The 22,036-nt window shown below is 73.6% G+C and carries 22 protein-coding genes; 12 read left to right on the forward strand and 10 right to left on the reverse strand.

Going from position 1 to position 22,036, the window contains the following annotated elements:
- Positions 1-3 precede the first annotated feature (3 nt).
- Entirely contained in the window at positions 4-489 is a 486-nt protein-coding gene (locus PUR61_RS04295) for a cation:proton antiporter regulatory subunit (protein ID WP_329875772.1), read from the reverse strand.
- A 247-nt stretch (positions 490-736) separates the two neighbouring features.
- Positions 737-913 (reverse strand): antitoxin, encoded by a 177-nt coding sequence (locus tag PUR61_RS04300; protein ID WP_329875774.1) that lies wholly within the window; start codon positions 911-913, stop codon positions 737-739.
- Positions 914-1,142: 229 nt separating this feature from the next.
- Between PUR61_RS04300 and PUR61_RS04305 the strand changes: the two genes are divergently transcribed.
- Positions 1,143-2,648, forward strand: coding sequence for a M28 family peptidase (locus PUR61_RS04305; protein ID WP_443035121.1), 1,506 nt, complete (start codon positions 1,143-1,145; stop codon positions 2,646-2,648).
- A gap of 271 nt (positions 2,649-2,919) precedes the next feature.
- Positions 2,920-4,332, forward strand: a complete 1,413-nt coding sequence (gene lpdA / locus PUR61_RS04310; protein WP_329875776.1) for a dihydrolipoyl dehydrogenase — start codon at positions 2,920-2,922, stop codon at positions 4,330-4,332.
- Positions 4,333-4,442: 110 nt separating this feature from the next.
- Here lpdA and PUR61_RS04315 read toward each other — a convergent pair whose 3' ends face one another.
- The gene (locus PUR61_RS04315; protein WP_329875778.1) at positions 4,443-6,635 is read right to left on the reverse strand and encodes a HelD family protein; all 2,193 of its coding nucleotides are present in this window, start codon (positions 6,633-6,635) and stop codon (positions 4,443-4,445) included.
- Between the two features lie 245 nt (positions 6,636-6,880).
- Here PUR61_RS04315 and PUR61_RS04320 point away from each other — a divergent pair, with 245 nt between their 5' ends.
- From PUR61_RS04320 to PUR61_RS04330, 3 genes are all read left to right on the forward strand, one after another.
- Positions 6,881-7,603 (forward strand): leucine-rich repeat domain-containing protein, encoded by a 723-nt coding sequence (locus PUR61_RS04320; protein WP_329875780.1) that lies wholly within the window; start codon positions 6,881-6,883, stop codon positions 7,601-7,603.
- Positions 7,604-7,829: 226 nt separating this feature from the next.
- A complete protein-coding gene (gene thrS / locus PUR61_RS04325; protein ID WP_329875782.1) occupies positions 7,830-9,140 on the forward strand; it encodes a threonine--tRNA ligase in 1,311 nt (436 codons plus the stop codon).
- A 253-nt stretch (positions 9,141-9,393) separates the two neighbouring features.
- Entirely contained in the window at positions 9,394-9,612 is a 219-nt protein-coding gene (locus PUR61_RS04330; protein WP_329875784.1) for a hypothetical protein, read from the forward strand.
- A gap of 120 nt (positions 9,613-9,732) precedes the next feature.
- Here PUR61_RS04330 and PUR61_RS04335 read toward each other — a convergent pair whose 3' ends face one another.
- Complete coding sequence (locus tag PUR61_RS04335; protein ID WP_329875786.1) at positions 9,733-10,359, reverse strand: C40 family peptidase; 627 nt, start codon at positions 10,357-10,359, stop codon at positions 9,733-9,735.
- A gap of 192 nt (positions 10,360-10,551) precedes the next feature.
- Here PUR61_RS04335 and PUR61_RS04340 point away from each other — a divergent pair, with 192 nt between their 5' ends.
- The 3 genes from PUR61_RS04340 (at position 10,552) to PUR61_RS04350 (ending at position 12,846) form a co-directional block, all read left to right on the forward strand.
- Positions 10,552-10,956 (forward strand): RidA family protein, encoded by a 405-nt coding sequence (locus PUR61_RS04340; protein ID WP_329875788.1) that lies wholly within the window; start codon positions 10,552-10,554, stop codon positions 10,954-10,956.
- Between the two features lie 245 nt (positions 10,957-11,201).
- Positions 11,202-11,924: a ScbR family autoregulator-binding transcription factor gene (locus PUR61_RS04345; RefSeq protein ID WP_329875790.1), complete on the forward strand. Its 723-nt coding sequence runs from the start codon at positions 11,202-11,204 to the stop codon at positions 11,922-11,924.
- An 88-nt stretch (positions 11,925-12,012) separates the two neighbouring features.
- Positions 12,013-12,846, forward strand: a complete 834-nt coding sequence (locus tag PUR61_RS04350) for a GNAT family N-acetyltransferase (protein WP_329875792.1) — start codon at positions 12,013-12,015, stop codon at positions 12,844-12,846.
- A gap of 51 nt (positions 12,847-12,897) precedes the next feature.
- Here the strand turns inward: PUR61_RS04350 and PUR61_RS04355 are convergent, their stop codons facing one another.
- Positions 12,898-13,539 carry a maleylpyruvate isomerase N-terminal domain-containing protein gene (locus tag PUR61_RS04355; RefSeq protein WP_329875794.1) on the reverse strand — a complete coding sequence of 214 codons (642 nt, stop codon included), beginning with the start codon at positions 13,537-13,539 and terminating at the stop codon, positions 12,898-12,900.
- A 41-nt stretch (positions 13,540-13,580) separates the two neighbouring features.
- Positions 13,581-14,678 (reverse strand): TIGR03617 family F420-dependent LLM class oxidoreductase, encoded by a 1,098-nt coding sequence (locus tag PUR61_RS04360; protein WP_329875796.1) that lies wholly within the window; start codon positions 14,676-14,678, stop codon positions 13,581-13,583.
- A 231-nt stretch (positions 14,679-14,909) separates the two neighbouring features.
- Between PUR61_RS04360 and PUR61_RS04365 the strand changes: the two genes are divergently transcribed.
- On the forward strand, positions 14,910-15,128 hold the full coding sequence (locus PUR61_RS04365; RefSeq protein WP_329875798.1) for a hypothetical protein: 219 nt from the start codon (positions 14,910-14,912) through the stop codon (positions 15,126-15,128).
- A 191-nt stretch (positions 15,129-15,319) separates the two neighbouring features.
- On the opposite strand, the gene PUR61_RS04370 is transcribed toward PUR61_RS04365, so the two are convergent.
- Complete coding sequence (locus PUR61_RS04370) at positions 15,320-15,799, reverse strand: MarR family winged helix-turn-helix transcriptional regulator (RefSeq protein ID WP_329875800.1); 480 nt, start codon at positions 15,797-15,799, stop codon at positions 15,320-15,322.
- Positions 15,800-15,968: 169 nt separating this feature from the next.
- On the opposite strand from PUR61_RS04370, the gene PUR61_RS04375 reads away from it, so the two are divergent.
- Entirely contained in the window at positions 15,969-17,450 is a 1,482-nt protein-coding gene (locus PUR61_RS04375) for an MFS transporter (protein ID WP_329875802.1), read from the forward strand.
- Positions 17,451-17,710: 260 nt separating this feature from the next.
- Complete coding sequence (locus PUR61_RS04380) at positions 17,711-18,055, forward strand: hypothetical protein (protein WP_329875804.1); 345 nt, start codon at positions 17,711-17,713, stop codon at positions 18,053-18,055.
- 67 nt (positions 18,056-18,122) lie between these two features.
- Here PUR61_RS04380 and PUR61_RS04385 read toward each other — a convergent pair whose 3' ends face one another.
- The 3 genes from PUR61_RS04385 to PUR61_RS04395 form a co-directional block, all read right to left on the reverse strand.
- A complete protein-coding gene (locus tag PUR61_RS04385; protein ID WP_329875806.1) occupies positions 18,123-18,926 on the reverse strand; it encodes an FHA domain-containing protein in 804 nt (267 codons plus the stop codon).
- A 172-nt stretch (positions 18,927-19,098) separates the two neighbouring features.
- Positions 19,099-19,470 (reverse strand): peptidase inhibitor family I36 protein, encoded by a 372-nt coding sequence (locus PUR61_RS04390; protein WP_329875808.1) that lies wholly within the window; start codon positions 19,468-19,470, stop codon positions 19,099-19,101.
- 35 nt (positions 19,471-19,505) lie between these two features.
- Positions 19,506-20,012 (reverse strand): M23 family metallopeptidase, encoded by a 507-nt coding sequence (locus tag PUR61_RS04395; protein WP_329875810.1) that lies wholly within the window; start codon positions 20,010-20,012, stop codon positions 19,506-19,508.
- Between the two features lie 278 nt (positions 20,013-20,290).
- On the opposite strand from PUR61_RS04395, the gene PUR61_RS04400 reads away from it, so the two are divergent.
- A complete protein-coding gene (locus PUR61_RS04400; protein WP_329875812.1) occupies positions 20,291-21,943 on the forward strand; it encodes an AMP-binding protein in 1,653 nt (550 codons plus the stop codon).
- Positions 21,944-22,036 lie beyond the last annotated feature (93 nt).

Genomic DNA, 22,036 nt, shown 5'->3' on the forward strand with positions numbered 1-22,036 from the left:
CGATCACTCCCGATCCAGGATCGAGGCCGCCGTGTCGACGCCCTCGCGGGTGCCGATGACGATCAGGATGTCGCCGCCGGCCAGCCGGAAGTCGGGTGTGGGGGAGGGCACGGCGCCGGTGCGCCGCAGGACGGCGACGATCGAGGCGCCGGTCTCGGTACGCATCCGGGTCTCGCCGAGCAGCCGCCCGTTCCAGTACGAGGCGCCCTCGACCGGGAGCCGCTCGGCGACCAGACCGAGGTCGGTGGTGTGCAGCAGGCCCGGGCTGTGGTGAGCGGGCGTCAGGGCGTCGACCAGGGCGGCGGACTCCTCGGCGGTGAGCCGGAACGCCTGGGAGCAGGCGTCAGGGTCGTCCGAGCGGTAGACGTTCAGACTGCGCGCACCGTCCCGGTGGGCGATCACGGACAGGTGCCGTTGTTCTCGGGTGGTGAGGTCGTACTGGACGCCGACACCGGGCAGCGGGGTGGTCCGGACACGGGGGATCGACACGGCGGCTGTCCTCTCGTCAGGGTGCTCCGCGGGGCTGCGTGTGGCGCGGGCGCGCCGGAGCACAGAGGAACGCCGGCGCCTGACCGCGTGTGACACGCGAACGCGCAACCGGATCAATAGTAATGAGTATGTAAAGTCCGAAAATGACACCCCGGTCCGAGGGGCCGAGAACGACACCTCGAACCGGGGGAGACGGCCTGCCGGGAAGCGGTCCGCCGGTCGGGACGGGACCGCCGGAACGGCGGCCCTACTGGGGCGGCTGGTCGCGCAGCTGGTCCTTCACCCTCTCCTGGGCCGTGTCGACGTGGCCGCTGTACTTGCCCTGCGTCCGGTCGTCGACCATGTCACCGCCCTTGTCGACGGCCTTCTCGGCCTGGCTCTCGTGGCCTTTCAGCATCTGCTTGAGCTTGTCCATCATGGACATGTGGTCACACTCCTGGATGAGACGGCCCCACTCCCTCCAGCATCACCGCGCACCGGAGTGTCCGCATCCGGTCAGCTTGCGCGCCGGGGTTGGCAAGGCGGCGAGGAACATGTCAAATCGGGAGTCCCACGGACCGTCGGAAGGACTCGCCTTGAACGTTCGGACCGGTCGCCAGGCCGCCACGCCCCGCCCCCGGGCCGCCACCGCCCGCCGCACGGCGGGCGCCGCGCTGGCCGTCGCGGCGCTGGTGACCCCGCTGCTGCTGGTCGGCACCGGCACCGCCGCCGCAGACTCGGACCCGGCCCGCAAGGGGGCCAAGCTGGCCGCGCGGCTGGTCGACGACAGCAGCGCGGACGAGGCCTTCGAGACCCTGGAGGCGTTCCAGCGCTTCGCCGACCGCAACGGCGGCAACCGGGTGGCCGGCGCGCGCGGCCACGAGCAGTCCGCCGGCTACGTCTACGAGCAGGCCCGCCGGGCCGGCCTGAAGGTGTCGAAGCAGGAGTTCGAGTACACCTTCTTCCAGGCCCTGTCCGAGCGGTTCGCCGTGGTCTCCCCGCAGGCCGAGGAGCTGACGGTGCGGACCATGACCTACTCGGTGAGCGGCCCGGCGGGCGGCCTGACCACCGGGCTCGCGGTCGTTCCGGTGGATGCCACGACCGGCTGCGAGGCCACCGACTACGCGGCCGGCACGGTCACCGGCAAGGTCGCCCTGATCCGCCGCGGCGGGTGCAGCTTCGCCGTCAAGGCGGCCGCGGCGGCCGACGCCGGCGCGGCCGGGGCGATCGTCTACAACAACACCGCGGGCGACCTCAACGGCACCCTCGGCGACCCGGCCGCCGGCCGGATCCCGACCGGCGGCATCTCCCAGGCCGCCGGTGAGGCCCTCGCCGCCAAGGCCGCGGCCGGCCCGGTGACCGTCACCCTGGACATCCGCACGTTCATGGAGAAGCGCAAGACCTGGAACGTCTTCGCGGAGACCCGCGGCGGGGACGAGGACAACACCGTGGTCGTCGGCTCCCACCTCGACTCCGTGGCGACCGGGCCCGGCATCAACGACAACGGCTCGGGCTCGGCCGGCATCCTGGAGGTCGCGAAGAACCTCGGCACCCGGCCGGTGAAGAACAAGGTGAAGTTCGCCTGGTGGTCCGCCGAGGAGTTCGGCCTCAAGGGCTCCGAGGCCTACGTGAAGTCGCTGTCCGAGGCCGAGAAGAAGAAGATCAAGCTCTACCTGAACTTCGACATGATCGCCTCGCCCAACTCCGCCCAGTTCGTCTACGACGGCGACGACTCCGACCACGTCGGCTCGGGCCCCGGCCCGGCCGGCTCCGCGCAGCTCGAACGCCACATCACCGACTTCCTCGACGACTGGGACGTTCCGCACGAGGGCACCGACTTCACCGGCCGCTCCGACTACGGACCGTTCATCGAGGCGGGCATCCCGGCCGGCGGCACCGACACGGGCGCCGAGGTGATCAAGACCGCCGAGCAGGCCGCACGCTACGGCGGCACCGCCGGGGTGGCCTTCGACAAGTGCTACCACAAGGCCTGCGACGACCTGGAGAACCTCGACCTCGCCGCCTTCGACGTCAACATCGCCGTGATCGCGAACGCCGTCGGCACCTACGCGTGGGACCTCTCCTCGCTGTACGCGCCGGTCGCCCCGCAGCACACCGACGGCCAGGCCGGCAGCGGCGGCGGCCTCCAGGAGGGCCACGCCCACGAGGTCGAGGCCTGACCGTACCGGCGGTGGAACCCGGGGCCGGGCCCCGGCCCCGGAGGGCTGCCGCCCGAGGGGGCCGAGGCCCCACCCGCCTCCGCGCCCGACCCGGCCCGGTCCCCCTCCCGCCCCGTGCGGACGGGAGGCCGGGCCGGGGTCGTGGGCGCCCCGGCCGCAGGCGCCCCACCGCCCGGGGCGCCGGTCGGGGCCCGATGGGTGAGCCGCCGGGGCGCCTGACACCATGGCACGGAGATCACCTCACCGTGACACCCTCGGAGGAGTCAGCACCATGAGCAGCACGCACTACGACGTCGTCGTCCTCGGCGCGGGCCCCGGCGGCTACACCGCGGCCGTCCGCGCGACCCAGCTCGGCCTGAAGGCCGCCGTCATCGAGTCGAAGTACTGGGGCGGGGTCTGTCTCAACGTCGGTTGCATCCCCTCCAAGGCACTGCTGCGCAACGCCGAGCTCGCGCACATCGTCACCAAGGAGGCCAAGACCTTCGGTATCAGGATCGAGGGCCAGGTCACCTTCGACTACAGCGAGGCCTTCAAGCGCAGCCGCACCGTCGCCGACGGCCGCGTCAAGGGCGTCCACTACCTGATGAAGAAGAACGGCATCACCGAGTACGACGGCCGCGGTACCTTCGTCGACGACCGCACCCTCCAGGTCGCGCTGAACGGAGGCGGCTTCGAGATCGTCACCTTCGACCACTGCATCATCGCCGCCGGTGCCTCCACCCGGCTGCTCCCCGGCACCGGCCTCAGCGACCGCGTGGTCACCTACGAGGAGCAGATCCTCACCGAGGACCTGCCCGGCAGCATCGTCATCGCGGGCGCGGGCGCGATCGGCGTCGAGTTCGCCTACGTGCTCCACAACTACGGCGTGAAGGTCACCATCGTCGAGTTCCTCGACCGGATGGTGCCGCTGGAGGACGCCGAGGTCTCCGCCGAGCTCGCCAAGCAGTACCGCAAGCTCGGCATCGAGGTGCTCACCTCCACCCGCGTCGACTCGATCGACGACAAGGACCCGGCGGCCAAGGTCCGCGTCACCGTCACCGCGAAGGACGGGCAGCAGAAGGTCCTGGAGGCCGACAAGGTCCTCCAGGCGATCGGCTTCGCGCCGCGCGTCAACGGCTACGGCCTGGAGAACACCGGCGTCAGGCTCACCGAGCGCGGTGCGATCGCCGTCGACGGGCGCGGCCGGACCAACGTCGAGCACATCTTCGCCATCGGTGACGTCACCGCCAAGCTGATGCTGGCCCACGCCGCCGAGGCGATGGCCGTCATCGCGGCCGAGACCATCGCCGGTGCGGAGACCATGGAGCTGGACTTCGCGATGATCCCGCGCGCCACCTACTGCCAGCCGCAGATCGCCAGCTTCGGCTACACCGAGGTGCAGGCCCGCGAGCTCGGCCACGACGTCAAGGTCGCCAAGTTCCCGTTCACCGCCAACGGCAAGGCCCACGGCCTCGGCCACCCGATCGGCTTCGTCAAGGTCATCAGCGACGGCAAGCACGGCGAGCTGCTCGGCGCCCACCTGATCGGGCCCGAGGTCACGGAGCTGCTGCCGGAGCTGACCCTGGCCCAGCAGTGGGACCTCACCGTGCACGAGGTGGCCCGCAACGTCCACGCCCACCCGACCCTCGGCGAGGCGGTCAAGGAGGCGATCCACGGGCTGGCCGGGCACATGATCAACATGTGATTCCGGATCCGGTTGCGGGTCTCGTCCCGGATCCGGGACGAGACCCGGGCCCGGGAGCCCCGGGATCAGGCGGGGCCTGATCCCGGGGCGGCCCCGCCCGGATCCCGGGCTCAGTCCCGCGACACGGCGACGCCGGAGGACCCGGCGCCCGCGGTCTCCACACCTGCGGTCTCGGTGCCGGCCGCCGTGGGGCCGGCGGCGACTGCGGTGATCGTGGTGAGGCGCTTGGTGGCCCGGGTCAGGGCGACGTAGAGGTCCCGCTCCCCGCCGGGGTGCGCCCCGGTGATCCCGGTGGGATCGACGACCACGACACCGTCGAACTCCAGACCCCGCGCCTGGGAGGCCGGCACCAGCTGGACCGGGCCGGGCAGGACGGCGGCGAGCTCCGCGACCCGGTCGTCGGCGCAGACCACCCCGACCAGGTCGCCGGGGTGCTCCCGGGCCTGGGCGTTGACCTCCCCGAGGACCGCGGCGGCCAGCGTGTCCGGCGCCGTGACGACCGTACGCGGAGCCTCGCCGTGACGGATCGACCGGCTCGGTTGCTGGCCCGGGGCGATCCGGGCCAGCAGCTCGCGGGTGGTGGCGAGGATCTCCTCGGTGGTGCGGTAGCTGACGGTCAGGGTGTTTAGGGTGAACCGTGAGCCGAGCTGCGGGGTCAGCGCCTCCTCCCAGTCCCGCGCGGTCGTCGCCGGGCCCGCCTGCGCGAAGTCGCCGACCAGCGTCATCGACCGCGCCGGGCACCGACGGGCCACCATCCGCCACTGCATGGCGGTGAACTCCTGGGCCTCGTCGACCACCACGTGGCCGTAGGTGCGCTGCGGCGGCCCGTCGAGCAGGCAGACGGCCTCGTCCAGCAGCGGCACGTCGGCGGCGGTCCACGGTGCGTTCGGGCTCCGTCGCAGGAGGCCCCGCTCCTCGGCGGTGAGCCGTGGCAGGTAGCGGGCCGTCACGTCGGGCCGGTCCAGCAGCTCCCGGACGAGGTCCTCGGCCCCGAGGCGGGGCCAGAGCTCCTCCACCGCCCGTTCGACGCCGAGGTCGTCCAGCAGGGCGCCCCGGACGGCGTCGGGGTCGAACACGTCGGTCGCGTCGACCACCGGCGGCCCGTCGAGGCCGAGCTGGCGCAGGTCCGCGGCGGCGGTCCGGTCCAGGTTGATGCCGGTGAGCTCGGCGACCTGGGCGTCGATGAGGTCCAGCACCGCCTCGGTACCCCGCTCCAGCGCATCCGTGACGGCGTCGACCAGCTGTTCCTTGAACACCTGTCGGGCCTGGTTGTGGCCCAGGCCGGTGCGGGTGGCCACCTCCCGGGACCGGGCGACCTCCTGCTCCGTCAGCTCCACCCACTCCTGGCCCGACCGTACGGTGAAGCCGCCCTCCGGGGCCTGCCGGGAGCGCACCAGCTCCGCCAGCGCGTCGGCCAGCTCCGCGCCGCCCTTCAGCCGGGCCACGTCCGTGGCGTCCGTGGCGTCCGTGCCGCTCGGACCGTCCGCGGTCGCCGGCCGGATCCCGGCGAGGTCGGCGCAGGTGGCGAGCACGACGTCGTTCTCGCCGAGCGAGGGCAGCACCTGCGAGATGTAGTCGAGGAACCGCGTGTTCGGCCCGAGCACCAGCACACCGCGCTCCGCGGCCCTCGGGAACGCGTACAGCACGTAGGCGGCCCGGTGCAGGGCGACGACCGTCTTCCCGGTGCCGGGTCCGCCCTGCACCACCGTCACCCCCCGGTTCGCGGAGCGGACGATCGCGTCCTGCTCGGCCTGGAGGGTGGCGACCGCCGCGCCCATCCGGCCGGTCCGCCGCGCCTGCAACGCCTCGGTCAGCGGGCTGTCGCCGACCACGTCCTCCTCGGTGGGCGAGGACCCGTCCAGCAGCTCGTCGCTCACCCCGACGACGGTGCGGTCGGCCGTCCGCAGATGGCGGCGGCGCCGCAGGCCCATCGGGTGGACGGCCGTCGCCACGTAGAAGGGCCGTGCGGCGTCCGCCCGCCAGTCGACCAGGACCGGGAGATCGGCGTCCTCCACGTGCAGACCGATCCGTCCGATCCGCAGCGCGAAGCCGTCCCCGGCGTCGATCCGGCCGAAGACCAGTCCGTCCGCCGCGCCTTCCAGCCGGCGCGCCTCGGCGGCCCACCGGTGTGCGGCCAGCTCCCGCTCATGCACCTCGCCCGCGCTGCCGGGCGCCGCCGTGAGTACCTGCGCCAACCGCGCCCGCGCGTCGGCGAGGCGTTCGTCGAGCAGCCCGTACACGGCCGACACCTCGGCCCGCTCGGCCTCCACCACACGCACGGTGCTGTCATTGACCTGCGACAAGACAGGTCCTCCTCTCGGTCCGGCGCACCACTATGCGGTGGATCCCCTCCGAACGAAAGCCTTGACTTCACTGGATTCCTGAGTCCTCCCGGGAGCGTCGGACCCCCTGGCGCGTGGCCGGACTGACGGGTCGTCGTCCACAGCGGCACGCCGGCCGGTACGCTCGCCGACGCCGAGATCGCCGCGGGGCTGTGGAACGCCCGCCCCTGAAGCGCCCGCACCCGGACGCGCGGGAGAATGACCGGGTGACCGACACCACCCTCAACCTCTGGCGACAGCCCCTCGGCACGGTGCCCGAGGAAGTCTGGGACCGCACCGACCTGACGGTCCTGATCCTCGCCGAGACGGGCATCGCCGAACTGCCGCCCACCGTAGGACGGTTGGGGAGACTTCGCACCCTCGACCTCGGCCACAACCGGCTCACCGCCGTACCCGAGGAGATCGGCGACCTCGCGGGGCTCACGGACTTCCTCTACCTGCACGACAACGCGCTCACCGGCCTCCCCGCGGCACTCGGCCGGCTCACCGCACTGCGCTACCTCAACGTCGGCGAGAACCGGATCGACCGGCTGCCGGACAGCCTCGGAGAGCTGACCGGCCTGGTCGAACTCCGCGCCCAGCACAACCGGCTCACCTCGCTGCCCGGCTCGCTCGGAGGACTCCGCGCCCTGCGTGAACTCTGGCTCCGGGGGAATGCGTTGACCACCCTGCCGCCGTCCTTCGCCGGGCTCGGTGAACTGCGTGAACTCGATCTCCGGGAGAACGCCCTCGCCGCCGTCCCGGTGGCGCTGGCCGGCCTGCCGTTGCTGCGCAGGCTCGACCTGCGGGCCAACCTGATCACCGAACTACCGGACTGGCTGGCGGAGTTGCCTGCCCTGGAGAAGCTCGACCTGCGGTGGAACGACCTCGGGCCCGCGGCCCGCGTGCTGGGGGCCCTGGCCGAACGCGGGTGCGTCGTCCTCCGGTGAGGTCCGGTGAGGTCCGGCACAGGGCGGCGGGCGGAAAGCCGCTCGCCGCCGTCCGGGGCCCCTGCTACCGTGGAACACATGAAGCGCGCTGTTGCCGTCCTCACGACGACGCCGGAGAGAGTCCCGGTGCGCTGACTGCTGACCTAGTCCGAAGCCCCGGGGCGAGTGCCCCGGGGCTTCGTCGTACCGGTCCACTCGCCCGCAGATCCGAGTGGAGACCGCCGCCATGAACCGCACCTCCGTGCCCGACCACGCCCACGCCGCGAGCAGCGGCCCCGTGACCGGTGATCGTGCCGACGACCACCGGCGGCTGGGCCGCGAGCTCGAACTCTTCGGAACCGACCCGCTCATCGGGGCCGGACTGCCGTACTGGCTGCCCGACGGGGCCGAGATCCGGCACACCCTGGAGGAGTTCGTCCGTGCCCGGGAACGCCGGGCCGGCTACCGCCACGTCTACTCGCCGGTGCTGGGCAAGCGCGAGCTCTACGAGATCTCCGGTCACTGGCAGCACTACCGCGAGGACATGTTCCCGCCGATGGACCTGGGAGCCGAGCAGGTCGTGCTGCGGCCCAGCCTCTGCCCGCACCACGCGCTGATCTACCGTTCCCGTGCCCGGAGTTACCGTGAACTCCCCCTGCGGATCGCCGAGCTGGGCGGCATGTACCGGTCCGAGCCGTCCGGTGTGCTCGGCGGGTTGACCAGGGTCCGGGCGATCCAACTGAACGACGCGCACGTCTTCTGCACCCCCGAGCAGGCGGGCGACGAGGCGGTCGCCGCACTGGAGCTGATCGGGGACGCGTACCGGGCGCTCGGGATCCGGCCGGTCCGCTACCGCCTCTCCCTGCCGGGCGCGGGCGGCAAGTACGTGGCCGATCCCGCACTGTGGGAGCGGGCCACCGCGCTGCTGACCGGGGTGCTGGAGCGCTCCGGGGTGCCGTACGAGGCGGCGGAGGGCGAGGCCGCGTTCTACGGCCCGAAGATCGACGTCCAGATCGCCGACGCCGCCGGCCGCGAGTCCACCCTCTCCACCGTGCAGATCGACTTCCACCAGCCGGAGCGGTTCGGGCTCCGGTACATCGGCCCGGACGGTGCCAGGCACCGCCCGGTGATGGTCCACCGCAGCGTGATCGGCAGCGTCGAGCGCGTGGTCGCGCACCTGATCGAGCTGTACGGCGGGGCCTTCCCGGCCTGGCTGGCCCCGACCCAGCTGGTCCTGCTGCCGCTCTCCGAGGGCGAGCGGCAGCAGGCCGAGCGGCTCCGCGCGCGGTGTCTGGACCGCGGGCTGCGCGCCGAGGTCGCCGGGCCCGACCGGGGGAGCCTGGGCGCCCGGATCCGTGCGGCCCTGCCGGCCCCGTACCTGGCGGTCATCGGGCCGCGGGAGGCGGCGGACGACCTCGTCGCCCTGCGGTTGCGGGACGGGCGGCGGCTCGATCCGCTGCCGGCCGCCGAGGCGCTGTCCCGGATCGGCGCTCTGGTGGGCGCGTGCAGCCTGGACCTGTGGGACGAGGAGCCCGCGGGCCGGGAGTCGGGCGGCTGACGAGGCCGCCGGCGCCCGGTACCCCGCCGGAGGCCCGGCGGGGTACCGGGTACCGGCCCGTGACGGGGTCTCGGCCGCGCGGGCGAGCGGCGGACGGGCCGGCCGCGGTGCGGTCGTACACATATGACTAGCAGAGGTGTGCGGTGTGTCGGCCCGCCCGTACGGCCGGCCCGCCGTTCGATGGGGGCCGGCGGCCCGGGTCCGGGGCCGCCGACGTCCCCGACCCCGTCCCCGTGCACCGGGAGGTACCCCCATGCGCCTCGCCCCCAGGCTCACCGTCGCCACCCTCACCGCCGCCCTGACCCTCACGGCCGCGGCCGTCGCCGCCCCGGCGGCTCCCGCCGTCCACCGCCCGCTGCCCGTCCCCGACACGCGGTACTGCGCCGCGGTCGTCGGCCACGCCACCGCCGAGGACGACCTCGGACGGGCCTACACCGACGCCGTCTGCGACCTCCGGTTCTTCCGCAGCTGACGGACCCGCACCCGCTTCGGCGCCCGGGCCCCGGCCCGGGCGGTCGGTGTGCGCCGCGCCCTGCTCGGCCGGGTTCACGACGGGCCGCCGCGTTCGCCCCGACGGCCGGGCGGGGCGGCCCTACCCGAGTGGAAGCGGGCGGCGGGCGCCCGCGAACTCGCCGGCCCAGCGCGGCAGGTCGAGCACGCCCTCGACCCGGGCGATCAGCGTGCCGGTGCGCTCGGCGTGGATCATCGCGCCGTCGTCGGCCCAGAGGCCGACGTGGTGCAGCGGCGCGCCCGGGCGGGAGAAGAAGAGCAGGTCTCCGGGGAGCAGGTCGGCCCGTGCCACCGGAGCGGACCGGTGGTACTGGGCGACGGTGTAGTGCGCCAGCTCCACCGCACCGCCGCTCGCCCGGTACCAGCAGTACAGCGCCAGGCCGCTGCAGTCGAAGCCGACGGTGCTCTCGCCGAGGCACCGGCCGTCGAGGTAGCCGTTCTCCTCGTCGCAGAAGCCGAGGGTCGGGCCCAGCCGGTCTCCGCCGCCCCAGGCGTACGGCACTCCGATCTGCGCGGTCGCCACGGTGGCCACCCGGCGCCCCAGGGCCTGCTCGGGGGAGTCGGCACGGGGTCGGACGGGGGCGGGTCGGGCGGGAGGGGCCGCGGCGGACGCGGTCCCGGCGCCCAGGGCGGGCGCGACGCCGGCCCCCAGCGCCAGCCCCAGGACGCGGCGGCGGCCCAATTCCGGTGTCGGCGGCGGAAACAGCACGAGAGCCTCCTCGGTCGTCGGCGGGCCACCAGGATCCCGGCCGGAGGCCGCGACCCGCCATCACCCGGAACGGTGAATTCTCCGGACACGGGTCCGCGGCCGTCCGGGTCGGCCTCGTTAATCGATTGACGGCCCGTGGGCGGCGTGCGAACGATGGGCGCGGCATCACCCGCGACCACTTCGGAGGACTTCGTGAGCAGCGCCGTCAAGTTGATCCGCAACCACCGGCTCACCCCGGCCGTGGACTACGCGTACGCGGCGGCGGTCGATGCGCCGGTCCGCTCGCTCTGGCTGGCCGGGGCCTGCCCGCTCGACGCCGAGGGCCGTACCGTCGCGGTGGGCGACCACGCCGGTCAGACCCACCAGGTGATGCGGAACCTGATCACCGTGCTGGAGGACGAGGGAGCGGCGCTCACCGACCTGGTCCGCACCACGGTGTACGTCGCCTCGGCCCGGCAGAGCGATCTGGTGGCGGTCTGGGAGGTCTACCGCGAGTACCTCGGCGACCACGACGTGCCGAGCACCCTGGTCGGGGTCACCGTCCTCGGGTACCACGACCAGCTCGTGGAGGTCGAGGCGGTCGCCGTCCTGGGGTGACGGGCGCGGGCGGTCCCGATCAGGCCCGGTCGTCCGCCGCCGCCCGGTCCGCCCCGGCGGGGAGTTCACCTTGCGGTCGACGGGAGGAAGTCTCACCGTTCATACCGGACCGCATGGTCGGTATTCTCTGACGCTGAGTGTGCGGCGCCGCTGCCCGCTGCCCTGGTGGCGTGCCCGTGGGCGGCATCGGCGGCCGGGTAAGATACGGGCTGTTTGGTTTTGTTTCCTGGGTGGGAGTGGTCGTGATGGCGCGACAGGAGCGGGCGCTGCGGACGCGGCGGCTGATTCTGGAGGCGGCGGCCTCGGTGTTCGACGAGTCCGGCTACGAGGGGGCGACCATCGGCGAGGTGGTGGCCCGCGCGGGTGTGACCCGGGGCGCCGTCTACTTCCACTTCGCGTCGAAACGGGAGCTGGCCCAGGGCGTCATTGAGGCGCAGTACGCCAGCGAGGCCGTTCCCGAGCGGGCCTGCAAGCTTCAGGAGTTCGTGGACACGGGGATGGTCGTCACCCACCTGATCCCCACCGACCCGATGCTCAGCGCCGGTGTGAGGCTCTCGGTGGACCAAGGGGCGGACGGCAGTCTCGGCGTCGACGCGGCCCCCGGGTGGATAGCGCGCCTGGAGCGGTTGCTGGTGGCCGCGGGGGAGCGAGGCGAGCTGCTGCCGCACGTCGTGCCGGCCGACACGGCCGCGCTGATGACGGCGTCCTGGGTGGGGGTGCAGCTCCAGTCGCAGCGGTTCACCGGACGCGCGGACCTCGCCGTCCGGGTCGCCACGCTGTACCGGCACCTGATGCCGAGCATCGCCGTCCCGGGCGTCCTGGCCTCGCTCGACCTGGCGGCGGACCGGGGCGCGCGGGTCGTCGCGGAGATGGCGGCCGCGGATCCGGCCGCTGCGGAGGAGACGGCAACCGACGTCGCCGAGGCACCAGAACCAAACAGCGTGTCCGGTTTTCCCGTGAAGCCCTGATCGCTCCGCCCGACTCCGTAGCGTCATCGCCTCCCGGGAACCCTAGGTCGATTGCCACCGAAGCTCGGCAGTGATGGGCTGTGTCGCTATGGATCATGAAGAACTTCTTGCCCTGGTCGACGAGCACATGCGGCGCGGCGCACAGCCCGAGTCCCCGGCGGCACGCGTCGAGCACGTCGGCGCCGTGGTGCGGCAGAGCGGCCCGGACAGCGTGTGGAACGGCGTGCTCTGGTCGGACCTGGGCACCCGCGCCGGTGTCGGCACCGCCGAGGACGCCGACCGCGTCGACCGCGTCGTCGCCGACCAGATCGCCTACTTCACCGCGCTCGGCCAGGACTTCGAGTGGACGCTGTACGGGCACGACCGCCCGGCCGACCTCGGGGACCGGTTGCTCGCCGCCGGGTTCACCCCGGACGAACCCGAGACACTGATGGTCGCGCGGGTCGCCGACCTGCTCGCCGGGCCGGCCGGAGCAGGACGGCCGGGCGCCGACGGGATCACGTTGCGCGAGGTCACCGACGAGGCCGGGGTGGATCAGGTCGTGGCCGTCCACGAACAGGCCTTCGGTGCGGACGGCTCGCGCCTGCGCCGCCGCATCCTGGCCCAGCTGGCCGAGTCCCCGGACACCCTGCGGATCCACCTCGCCCTCGCCGAGGTGGACGGCCGCGAGGTGCCGGTGAGCGCGGCGCGGTTGGAGCTGCACCCGGGCACGGGGTTCGCCGGCCTCTGGGGCGGCGGCACGGTCGAGGCGTGGCGGGGCCGTGGCGTCTACCGCGCGCTGGTCGCGCACCGGGCCCGGCTCGCGGACGAACTCGGGTACGCGTACCTGCGGGTGGACGCCTCGCCGCAGAGCCGGCCGATCCTGGAGCGCCTGGGTTTCGCGGCCCTGACCACGGCGACGCCGTACCACTACGGCCACTGACCGCGCCCGGGCCGGGCCGGGCCGGCCCGAGCGCCGTGCGCCGGCCGAGGCTCAGCGGATGACCGGAAGGACCGCCGTACGGGTCCGCCCCGCCGCGGCCTCGATGAACTCCACCGGATCGGCGACCTCCGCCAGCAGCACGCGGGCGGCCTGCAGCGCACCGTCCGGCGGCGGCGGGCCGCCGATCGCCGCCGTGAGATCGAGCAGGTGGACGGTCGCCTCCATCACCGCGACCTCGGCGAGGGCGCCCAGCGTGGCCGTACCGAGGAGGGGGTGGGCGATCACGGTCGTCGGAGCCAGGTCCGCGATCCCGTCCAGCGCTTTCGGCCCCTCCGTGGCGAAACGGGCCACCAGGGCGCCGGTTCCGACCGCCGCCGCCAGCTCCCGCGCGTCATCGGCGACGAGATCGGCCGCCGTGTGCGCCACGCCGTCGGGCCGGTTGTACGCACGCAGGACGGCGGAGCCGTGCGCCACGGTCGCCGGCCGGTCGACCACGGCCTCCCGCATCCGGGTGAACAGCCCGGGTGTCGGCGCCACGTGGGCGTACAGCTCGCGCACCGACCAGCCCGGAAGCCGGGTGGCCCGCCCCCACTGCTCGGCGTCCAGGGCCGCCCCCCGCTCGGCCCACGTCGCCCAGAGCTCGGCCAACAGGACCCGGTACCGGTCGTTCTGATGGTCCGTCCGCTGCGCCATCGCCTGTTCCTCCTGCTCTGCCGTACGGATCGCGGCCCACCCTAACCGAGGCCGGTACGGCGCCCGCGGGTGCCGCCCGGCCCGGGTCGGCCCAGTTCGCGCAGGGCGTCCAGCACGTCCAGGCCCAGCTCCGGCGCGGCGTCCTCCGGCAGGCTGACCGAGATCCTGGTGGCCAGTCCCGCGTACCGGTGGTGGATCTCGCGTGCCACCTGCCCGACCTCGCCGGCGACGGCGAAGGTGTCGAAGACCCGGTCGTCGATCAGCCCGGGCATCTCCTGCCAGCGTCCGCGCACCGACAGCCGGTGCAGTTCCTCGTGGAGGTCCTCCCAACCGTGCTGGGCCAGCACCGGCCGGTAGGCGGGAGTGGAGGCGTAGAAGGCGAGCCGCTCGCGGACGCCGGCCAGGTTGGTCCGCAGCTCCTCCTCGGTGCGGCCGGTCGCGGTGAGCACGTTGCCGACGACCTCGAACGGCCGGGCGGTCCAGGCCGCCCCCTCGGCCTCGGCCCGGCCGCGCTCCTCGGCGAGGGCGGGCAGCACCTGCCCGGTGAGGTAGTCGACCGAGGTGAACGGGTGGCTGAGGAAGCCGTCGGCGACGGCCCCGGCGGTGCGGACCATCAGCGGACCGACGCCGGCCAGCAGGATCCGGGGCACCCCCGCCGGGACCGGATCGGGGGAGAAGACCGGGGTCATCACCGTGTGCCGGTAGAAGTCGCCGCGGAAGCGCAGCCGTTCACCGGTCTGCCAGCTCTGCCAGATCGCCCGCACGGCGTGGACGTACTCCCGCATCCGGGCGGCGGGCCGGTCCCAGGGCATGCCGAAGCGCTTCTCGATGTGCGGCTTGACCTGGGAGCCGAGGCCGATGACGGCCCGTCCGCCGGAGGCCGCGTGCAGGCCCCAGGCCTGGTAGGCGAGCGTCATCGGGGTCCGGGCGAGCGCGACGGCGACGCCGGTGGCCAGCTCGACGGTGCTGGTGCGGTCGGCGGCGCGGGCCAGCTGGAGGAACGGGTCGTAGGCGGTCTCGGAGACGACCAGCCGGTCCATGCCCCGCCGTTCGGCCTGCTCGGCGGCGTCGAGGATGCCGGCCGGGTGCCCGGAGGCGGTGGCGTCGAGTCGGAAGGCGGCGGCCTGCGGGCGGTCCATGGTGTCGGCTCCTGGTCGGGCGTGGCGGTGTGCCCCGGTAGCCTCCCACGCCACCCGGGGCGCGGCCGTACGTCCCCGGGCCGGGCGGCGGTGGCAGGGGCTCGACGGCGGTGCGCGGGGGAGCCGAAACGCGCGGGCGGCCCCGTGGTCCTCACGATGAGGGTCAGACTGTTACCACCGGTGACAGCGCTCCGGCCTGCGGCACCCGCACGGGCTGCGAGACTGGGGGCCATGAACCCTGACCGTCGCAGCCTCGGGCTGCCCGCCTTCTCCGAGCCCGCCGCCGATGCTCCCGTGCCCGCCCAGCCGGGTGGGCGCCGGCTGCTTCCGGTCGAGCAGGGCGCGGACTTCCGCCAGCCGCCCGGCGAGGCCGTGCCCGCCCCTGCCCCGGCCCGGCGCTCGCTCGCCGCCGGAGGCCTCACCTTCTCCGATCCGGAGCGGCAGATCTGAGCGCTGCCCGCCGCAGGTGACACGCTCGTCCTGCGGTGGGCACGAATCCCCGGCCCGTCGGCCGTGTCCCGGTAGCCTACGAACGAGCGCCCGCCGGACCCGAGACGCACACTCACGGGCCATCACCGGCGGGTGCTGTTCTGCGGGCGGACTCACTCCGTGCCGCCCCGGTGGCACCCCTCCGGCGGATCTCACCGGTCCCGTGCGGACGGAGCCTGGGTGCGGGGCCAGGGGCGCCCGTCGAGGCGTTCGATGTCGGTGTTGAACCGCTGGAGGTAGGTGGCGAAGGCGGCGACGTCCTCGGCGGACCAGTCGGCCATCACCAGATCGAGGGCCTGTGCGTGGGCCGCGCGGTCCTCTTCGAGCCGACGGTGGCCCTCCTCGGTGACGCGGAACTTGCGGGCCATCCCGCCGTCGGGGTCGGGGATCCGTTCGACCAGCCCCGCGCGTGTCATCGCGGCGGTCTGGCGGTTGAGGGTGGAGGCGTCGAGTCCGAACGCGTCGCTGAGCTCGCCGATCGACATCGGACCCTGCATGCCGATCCGGCTGAGCAGGATGTACGCCGACCGGTCCAGCCGGCTGCCCTGCGGGCGGGCGCCGGAGGGGCTCAGGTAGTGGTGTCGGCTGAGCACCATGTACTCGAACGCGACGTCGTCCGTGGGGCCGCCCATGATGCCGTCCTCCCGTCGGTTCCGTGCAGCTCTGACCTGCGGCGTCGGTCCAGTATCGCAGGGTGTGCACCGGTCGGTGAATGTGCACGATACATATGATGTGTACCATGCATAGGTCGAGGCGTGTGCGTCCATGCGTCCGCCCCACCGAGTTCCCGAGGAGATCCCCATGGACGGCCCCCAGGCCACCACCCGGACCGGCGGTGTGGTCGCCACGCTAGCCCTCACCGGCACCGTGGCCGCGATCATGCAGACGCTGGTCACCCCGCTGATCGGCGAGCTGCCCAGGCTGCTGAACACCACCCCGTCCGACGCCACCTGGGTGATCACGGCGACCCTGCTGTCGGCGGCCGTGTTCGTGCCGGTCAGCGGGCGGCTGGGTGACCTGCTCGGCAAGCGGCGGATGCTGCTGGCCTGCTGCGTTCCCCTGTTTGTCGGCTCGGTGATCTGCGCGCTCACCTCCTCCGTCCTGCCGATGATCGTCGGACGCGGCCTCCAGGGCGTGGGGATGGGCGTGGTGCCGCTCGGCATCAGCCTGCTCCGCGAGGTCCTGCCGCCGGAGCGGCTCGGCTCGGCGATAGCCCTGGTCAGCGCCTCCATGGGCATCGGCGGCGGTCTCGGGCTGCCGATCTCGGCCGCGGTGGCCGAGTACGCGAGCTGGCGGGTGCTGTTCTGGGGAGCCGCCGCCCTCACCGTGGCGATCACCGCGATGATCTGGTTCCTCGTCCCGGCCCCCGCCGTCCGCCCGGCGGGCGGACGCTTCGACCTGGTCGGCGCGATCGGCCTGGGGGCCGGGCTGGTCTGCCTGCTGCTGCCGGTCTCCAAGGGCGGTGACTGGGGCTGGACCGACGGGCTCACGCTGGGCCTGTTCGGTGCGGCCGTCCTCCTGCTTCTCGCCTGGGGCCGCTGGGAGCTGCGCATCGTCGAGCCGCTGGTCGACCTCCGGGTGACGGCCCGCCCGCGCGTGCTGCTGACCAACGCGGCGTCGGTCCTGGTCGGCTTCGGCATGTACGCGCAGGCACTGATCATCCCGCAGTTGCTCCAGCTGCCCGAGGCCACCGGCTACGGCCTGGGCCGGTCGATGCTGGCCATGGGGCTGTGGATGGCGCCCTCGGGCCTGATGATGATGGCGGTCTCGCCGCTCGGCGGGCGGCTCTCCGCGGCCCGCGGTCCGAAGTTCACGCTGGTCGCCGGCGCCCTGGCGATCGCCACCGGCTACGGCCTCTCGATGGTGCTGATCGGCTCCACCTGGGGCGTCCTGGTGGTCACGCTGGTCTGCAACGCCGGGGTGGGCCTCGCGTACGGCGCGATGCCGGCGCTGATCATGAGCGCGGTGCCGCTGTCGGAGACGGCCTCGGCGAACAGCTTCAACACCCTGATGCGCTCGCTCGGCACCTCGCTCTCGGCCGCCGTCGTGGGCGTGGTCCTCGCGCAGCTGAACACCACCGTGGGCGGGCACACGCTGCCGTCCGAGGCCGGCTTCCGGGTGGGCCTGCTGATCGGCTGCGGTGTCGCGCTGGGCGCCGCCGCGGTGGCCGCGACCATCCCCGTGTCGCGCGACGACGCGGGCGGACGGGCAGCCTCCGATCCGGGCGTCGACGCGGCCGGCGGGGAGCGGGCGGGAGCGACGGAGGGCGCGGCGCGCGCCTGACCGGCGCGCGGCCCCGACCCGCCCACCGGCGGGTCGGGGCCTTCGTCGTTCGCCGTCCCTCCCGTGCCGTCCCTCCCGGGTCGGTCGTCCCGCGCCGGTCGTCCTGCGTGGAGGCGGCCTGCGCGGAGCCGTTCGCCGAGACCTGTGCCCGCCCACCGGCGGGCCGCCGTCAACCTCACTCTTCACAGATTCACGCCGCCGCGCGCCCCGGGTTGTATGGCCGCTGGCAGCAGTGACCGCACGGTGAGAGGGACGGCCCGATGGGCGTGTTCGGTGGACGGGAGAGGACGGCGGCGGACGCGTCGCCCGACGGCGCGGACGAGCGCGTCGCGTCGAGGCGCCACCGCCCGGCCGCACGTCGGCTGTCGGCGCTCGCCTCCGCCGTGGCGCTGCTGGCCGTCGGCGGCTGGCTCTGGGGTGCGGCCGACCCGGCGCCGGCCGGGGGCGGTGCGGCCGGTCCGGTCCGCAGGCCGACCGAGGGCGAGCTGGACGTGTGGCAGCGCGCGGAGCAGCTGCTGATCCGCGCGCTGCGCGTACTACCGGAGTCTGCCGCCCGACCGCCCGCGCCCAGCGGCTCGCCGACCTCCCAGGGGCCGACCCGGTAGCCGGACGGGACGCTGAGCGACCCGGAGGACGCCGAGCGGGTGAGTGCCGGGTGCTGCTCCGGCCCGCTCATCGGCGGGGCCTGCCCGTCACCGGGGCGGCGAGGGCGGCGAGGTGCTCCTCGCGGACCAGGTCGAAGCGGAGCGCCAGCGACACGAGCGCGTCCTTCTTCCCGTTCAGCCGGATGCCCGGGCCGTCCGGGTCGGCGGCGGCCGTGTCCGGTGCGGCGCGCAGGCGGAGTTTGACGGCGAGATAGCCGATGTTCCACTGCACCGCCGCCCGGTTGACCTCGGGCCAGATCGGCCGCAACCGTGTCACCACCTGTTCGACGGTGGGCAGCGGCGCGTGTGGCCGTCCGCGGAGCCGGGGTTCGCACAGGGCGGTGAGGACGAGGAAGTAGCGTTTGGTGCGGTCGAGCGGGAAGGCCACCACGGTGGGCGTACCGCCGCGGTCGCCCTGGCCGCCGGCGTCGTCCGGTCCGTCGGGGCCGTCGGGCGCCCCGAACTCGACGTACTCGTGGCGTGGCGCCCAGACGTCGAGGCCGAGCAGGTCGCCCCCGGCCGGCAGGACGATCCGGGCGAACTCGAAGGGGACGGGCGCCTCGACCCGGCCCGGGGCGACCTTGATGTGCTCACCTGCGCCCTCGGGGTTCTCGACCACGTAGGTGGTGGAGGGGCTGAAGTTGCTCAGCGACCAGAAGGTGCCGACGCAGGTGATCTCCCCGGCGGAGCGGGAGACACCGGCGTGGGGGAGCAGGAGGTGCCGGCGGTGGTCGGCGGGGGCGCTGCGGCCGAAGTGGAGCGTGTCGCCGGGCGCCAGCCGAATCTGGGCGGACGGGTCGGCCGCCGTCGGAACCACGATGATACTGTGCATGACACAGTACCTTCTCCCGGACAGCCGGGAGAAGGTAGGTGCAGAGGGCCAACTTCCGTTGAAAGTGCCTTTTCTCGACCGTTTTTGACGCTCGATCAGCTAGTATCCCGGTCGCTCCGTCCTCCGGGTGACCGTAGCCGTCCGCGCCGGAGCCGGTCCCACCGTGCGGTCGTCAGCACTCGCCGCGCCACTCGATCCGGTCGACGGTCCGCCCGCCGGACGGCAGGTTGCCGCGGCCGTCGGTCGGGCCGAAGTGCAGGCACTGGCTCCCGCCCTCCCGGAAGTACACCTGCACGTGGTCGTAACCCGGCTGCGGATTCCCGTTGTTGAAGAACGACCGGCGCAGTCCGCAGGAGCTGGAGGGCACGTCGACGTCGGTACGGCAGACGGTGCCAGTGCCGTCCGTGCCGGAGTAGAAGCAGACCCAGCCCGCCGGGCAGTCCTGCCAGGCGTCGGACGGGCCGGGGGAGCAGTTGCGGCTGGTCACGCTCGGCCACTCCCGCGCGGCACCCGCGTACTCGACGCCGTCGAACCTCGCCGGCACCCCGTGGCTCTCGTCGGTGAAGTCACCACCGGTGGTCAGGTGGCGCTGCTCGTCATGCAGGTGGGCCAGCCGGAGTTGCCCGTGGTGCCGATCCGCCCGATCACGGTGGACGGGGTCACCGGGTCGCCCTTCTGCACGTACGCGGCCGGGCCGTCCTTGAGGTGGTAGGAGGCCGTGAACCAGCCGTTGCCGTGGTTGATCTGGACGGTGTTGCCCGAGCCGTTGTGCCAGTACGTGGCGGAGACGGTGCCCGCCGCCGAGGCGAGGATCGGCAGCCCGTCGGAGCCGGTGTTGTGCTCGACCACCATGTCCAGCGCGGGGTCGTGCCCCCAGGTGTTCAACTGCCACACGGTGCCGCACGGGAAGGGCAGTTGGAACATCGGCCTGGTGTCGGCCGGGGCCCGCCCCTGCGCGGGGGAGGCCCCGGCCGGGACCGCCCCGCCCAGCAGGGCCAGCACCGCGAGCAGCACCGGCAGCAACACGCCCGGCAGGCCCCGCCGGTACGCCGTTCGCCCCGACGTACTTCCCGTCGTTCGCTCCACGGTCCCTCTCCCCACGGTCCCGACTCTCCGGTGCGCTGCCGGCAGGTGTGTCCCCGCCCGGACGACGACGGCCGGACGGCCCCGCCCGGAGAGCCCGCCCTCGCCCGCCGACCATCCTCGGCCCGTCCGGGCCTTCCCCGGCACCTCAGACCTGTGAGGGTCCGGGCGGTGGCCCCCGGTCCCGGGCCCGAAGGACCGCTGTCCGGACGGGTGACGGGGTGGGGCGGTCTGCGTAGACTCGGTCGCCCTGTGCCCGGACGAGTCCAGGAGCCCTCGCCATGACCTCGCCGTCTCCCAGCATCAGTGCCGGCAGCGCCTCCACGCCGCTGCTGGACCACACGATCGGTGCCGCCCTCGACCGCGCCGTGCGGGCCTTCCCGGAGCGGGAGGCCCTGGTCGACGTGCCGGGCGGACGGCGGTGGACGTACCGGGAGTTGTCGGCGGAGGTGGACCGGGTCGCGCTGGGTCTGGTGGGGCTGGGCGTGACGGCGGGCGACCGGGTCGGGATCTGGGCCCCGAACTGCGCGGAGTGGGTGTTCGTGCAGTACGCCACCGCGCGGATCGGCGCGGTCCTGGTGACCGTCAACCCGGGCTACCGGGTGCACGAGGTCGAGTACGTGCTGCGCCAGTCGGGGATCCGGACGGTCGTCGCGGCGCCGCGCTTCAAGACCTCCGACTATGCGGCGATGCTGGCGGAGGCGGGCCCGCGCTGTCCGGAGCTGAGGGACGTGCTGCTGATCGGCTCGGCGGACTGGGACGAGCTGTCGGCGGCCGGCGGACGCGGGGACCGGGCCCGGCTGTCGGCGATCGGCGCGGAGCTCGGACCGCACGATCCGATCAACATCCAGTACACCTCGGGCACCACCGGCTTCCCCAAGGGCGCCACGCTCTCGCACCACAACATCCTCAACAACGGCTACTTCGTCGGGGAGGCATGCGGCTACTCGGAGGCGGACCGGATCTGTGTGCCGGTCCCGTTCTACCACTGTTTCGGGATGGTCATGGCCAACCTGGCGGCCCTCTCGCACGGTTCCTGCGTCGTGATCCCGGCGCCGGCCTTCGACGCCGCCGCCACCCTGCGCGCGGTGGCCGCCGAGCGGTGCACCTCGCTCTACGGCGTGCCGACGATGTTCATCGCGGAACTCGGCGAGCCCGGCTTCGACGACCACGACCTGTCCAGCCTGCGGACCGGGATCATGGCGGGATCGCCCTGCCCGACCGAGGTGATGAAGCAGGTGGTCGACCGGATGGGCATGCGCGACGTCTCCATCTGCTACGGCATGACCGAGACCTCACCGGTCTCCACCCAGACCCGCGCGGAGGACCCGCTGGAGCGGCGCGTCTCCACCGTCGGCCGGGTGGGCCCGCACCTGGAGGTCAAGGTGGTCGACCCGGACACCGGTACGACCGTCCTGCGCGGCACCCCCGGCGAACTCTGCACCCGCGGCTACTCGGTGATGCTCGGCTACTGGGAGGAGCCGGACCGGACGGCGGAGGCGATCGACGCCGACGGCTGGATGCACACCGGTGACCTCGCGGCGATGGACGAGGAGGGCTACCTCACCGTCACCGGCAGGCTCAAGGACATGGTCATCCGGGGCGGCGAGAACATCTACCCGCGCGAGGTCGAGGAGTTCCTGCACACTCATCCCGACATCCTGGACGTCCAGGTGATCGGCGTGCCCGACGCCCGGTACGGGGAGGAGCTGATGGCCTGGGTCCGGCCGCGCCCCGGTGCGCCGGAGCTGACGGCCGAGGTCCTGCGGGAGTACTGCGCCGACCGGATCGCGCACTACAAGGTGCCGCGTTACGTGCACCTGGTCGACGAGTTCCCGATGACCGTGACCGGGAAGGTCCGCAAGGTGGAGATGCGCGAACAGGCGGTCGGGCTCCTGGGCCTCGGCGGTGCGGCCGGCGTCGAGCACGCCTGAACGGCGTCCCTGCGCGGGTGTGCCGCCAGGCCACCGGTGGCCCCGGGGGGTACCCGGTGCCACCGGCAGCCGGAGGTCAGCTGCAGGAAGTCA

Origin of the sequence: Streptomyces sp. BE20 (assembly GCF_036322525.1) — a bacterium.
Lineage (GTDB): Bacteria > Actinomycetota > Actinomycetes > Streptomycetales > Streptomycetaceae > Kitasatospora.

What these genes read in the sequence shown, in the direction of transcription:
- PUR61_RS04350 (WP_329875792.1), top strand. Translation starts at nt 12,013, where the DNA reads ATGGATCATGAAGAACTTCTTGCCCTGGTCGACGAGCACATGCGGCGC.
- PUR61_RS04345 (WP_329875790.1), top strand. Translation starts at nt 11,202, where the DNA reads ATGGCGCGACAGGAGCGGGCGCTGCGGACGCGGCGGCTGATTCTGGAG.
- PUR61_RS04375 (WP_329875802.1), top strand. Translation starts at nt 15,969, where the DNA reads ATGGACGGCCCCCAGGCCACCACCCGGACCGGCGGTGTGGTCGCCACG.
- PUR61_RS04385 (WP_329875806.1), bottom strand. Translation starts at nt 18,926, where the DNA reads ATGCACAGTATCATCGTGGTTCCGACGGCGGCCGACCCGTCCGCCCAG.
- PUR61_RS04380 (WP_329875804.1), top strand. Translation starts at nt 17,711, where the DNA reads ATGGGCGTGTTCGGTGGACGGGAGAGGACGGCGGCGGACGCGTCGCCC.
- lpdA (WP_329875776.1), top strand. Translation starts at nt 2,920, where the DNA reads ATGAGCAGCACGCACTACGACGTCGTCGTCCTCGGCGCGGGCCCCGGC.
- PUR61_RS04355 (WP_329875794.1), bottom strand. Translation starts at nt 13,539, where the DNA reads ATGGCGCAGCGGACGGACCATCAGAACGACCGGTACCGGGTCCTGTTG.
- PUR61_RS04400 (WP_329875812.1), top strand. Translation starts at nt 20,291, where the DNA reads ATGACCTCGCCGTCTCCCAGCATCAGTGCCGGCAGCGCCTCCACGCCG.
- PUR61_RS04365 (WP_329875798.1), top strand. Translation starts at nt 14,910, where the DNA reads ATGAACCCTGACCGTCGCAGCCTCGGGCTGCCCGCCTTCTCCGAGCCC.
- PUR61_RS04360 (WP_329875796.1), bottom strand. Translation starts at nt 14,678, where the DNA reads ATGGACCGCCCGCAGGCCGCCGCCTTCCGACTCGACGCCACCGCCTCC.
- PUR61_RS04300 (WP_329875774.1), bottom strand. Translation starts at nt 913, where the DNA reads ATGTCCATGATGGACAAGCTCAAGCAGATGCTGAAAGGCCACGAGAGC.
- PUR61_RS04330 (WP_329875784.1), top strand. Translation starts at nt 9,394, where the DNA reads ATGCGCCTCGCCCCCAGGCTCACCGTCGCCACCCTCACCGCCGCCCTG.
- thrS (WP_329875782.1), top strand. Translation starts at nt 7,830, where the DNA reads ATGAACCGCACCTCCGTGCCCGACCACGCCCACGCCGCGAGCAGCGGC.
- PUR61_RS04370 (WP_329875800.1), bottom strand. Translation starts at nt 15,799, where the DNA reads ATGGGCGGCCCCACGGACGACGTCGCGTTCGAGTACATGGTGCTCAGC.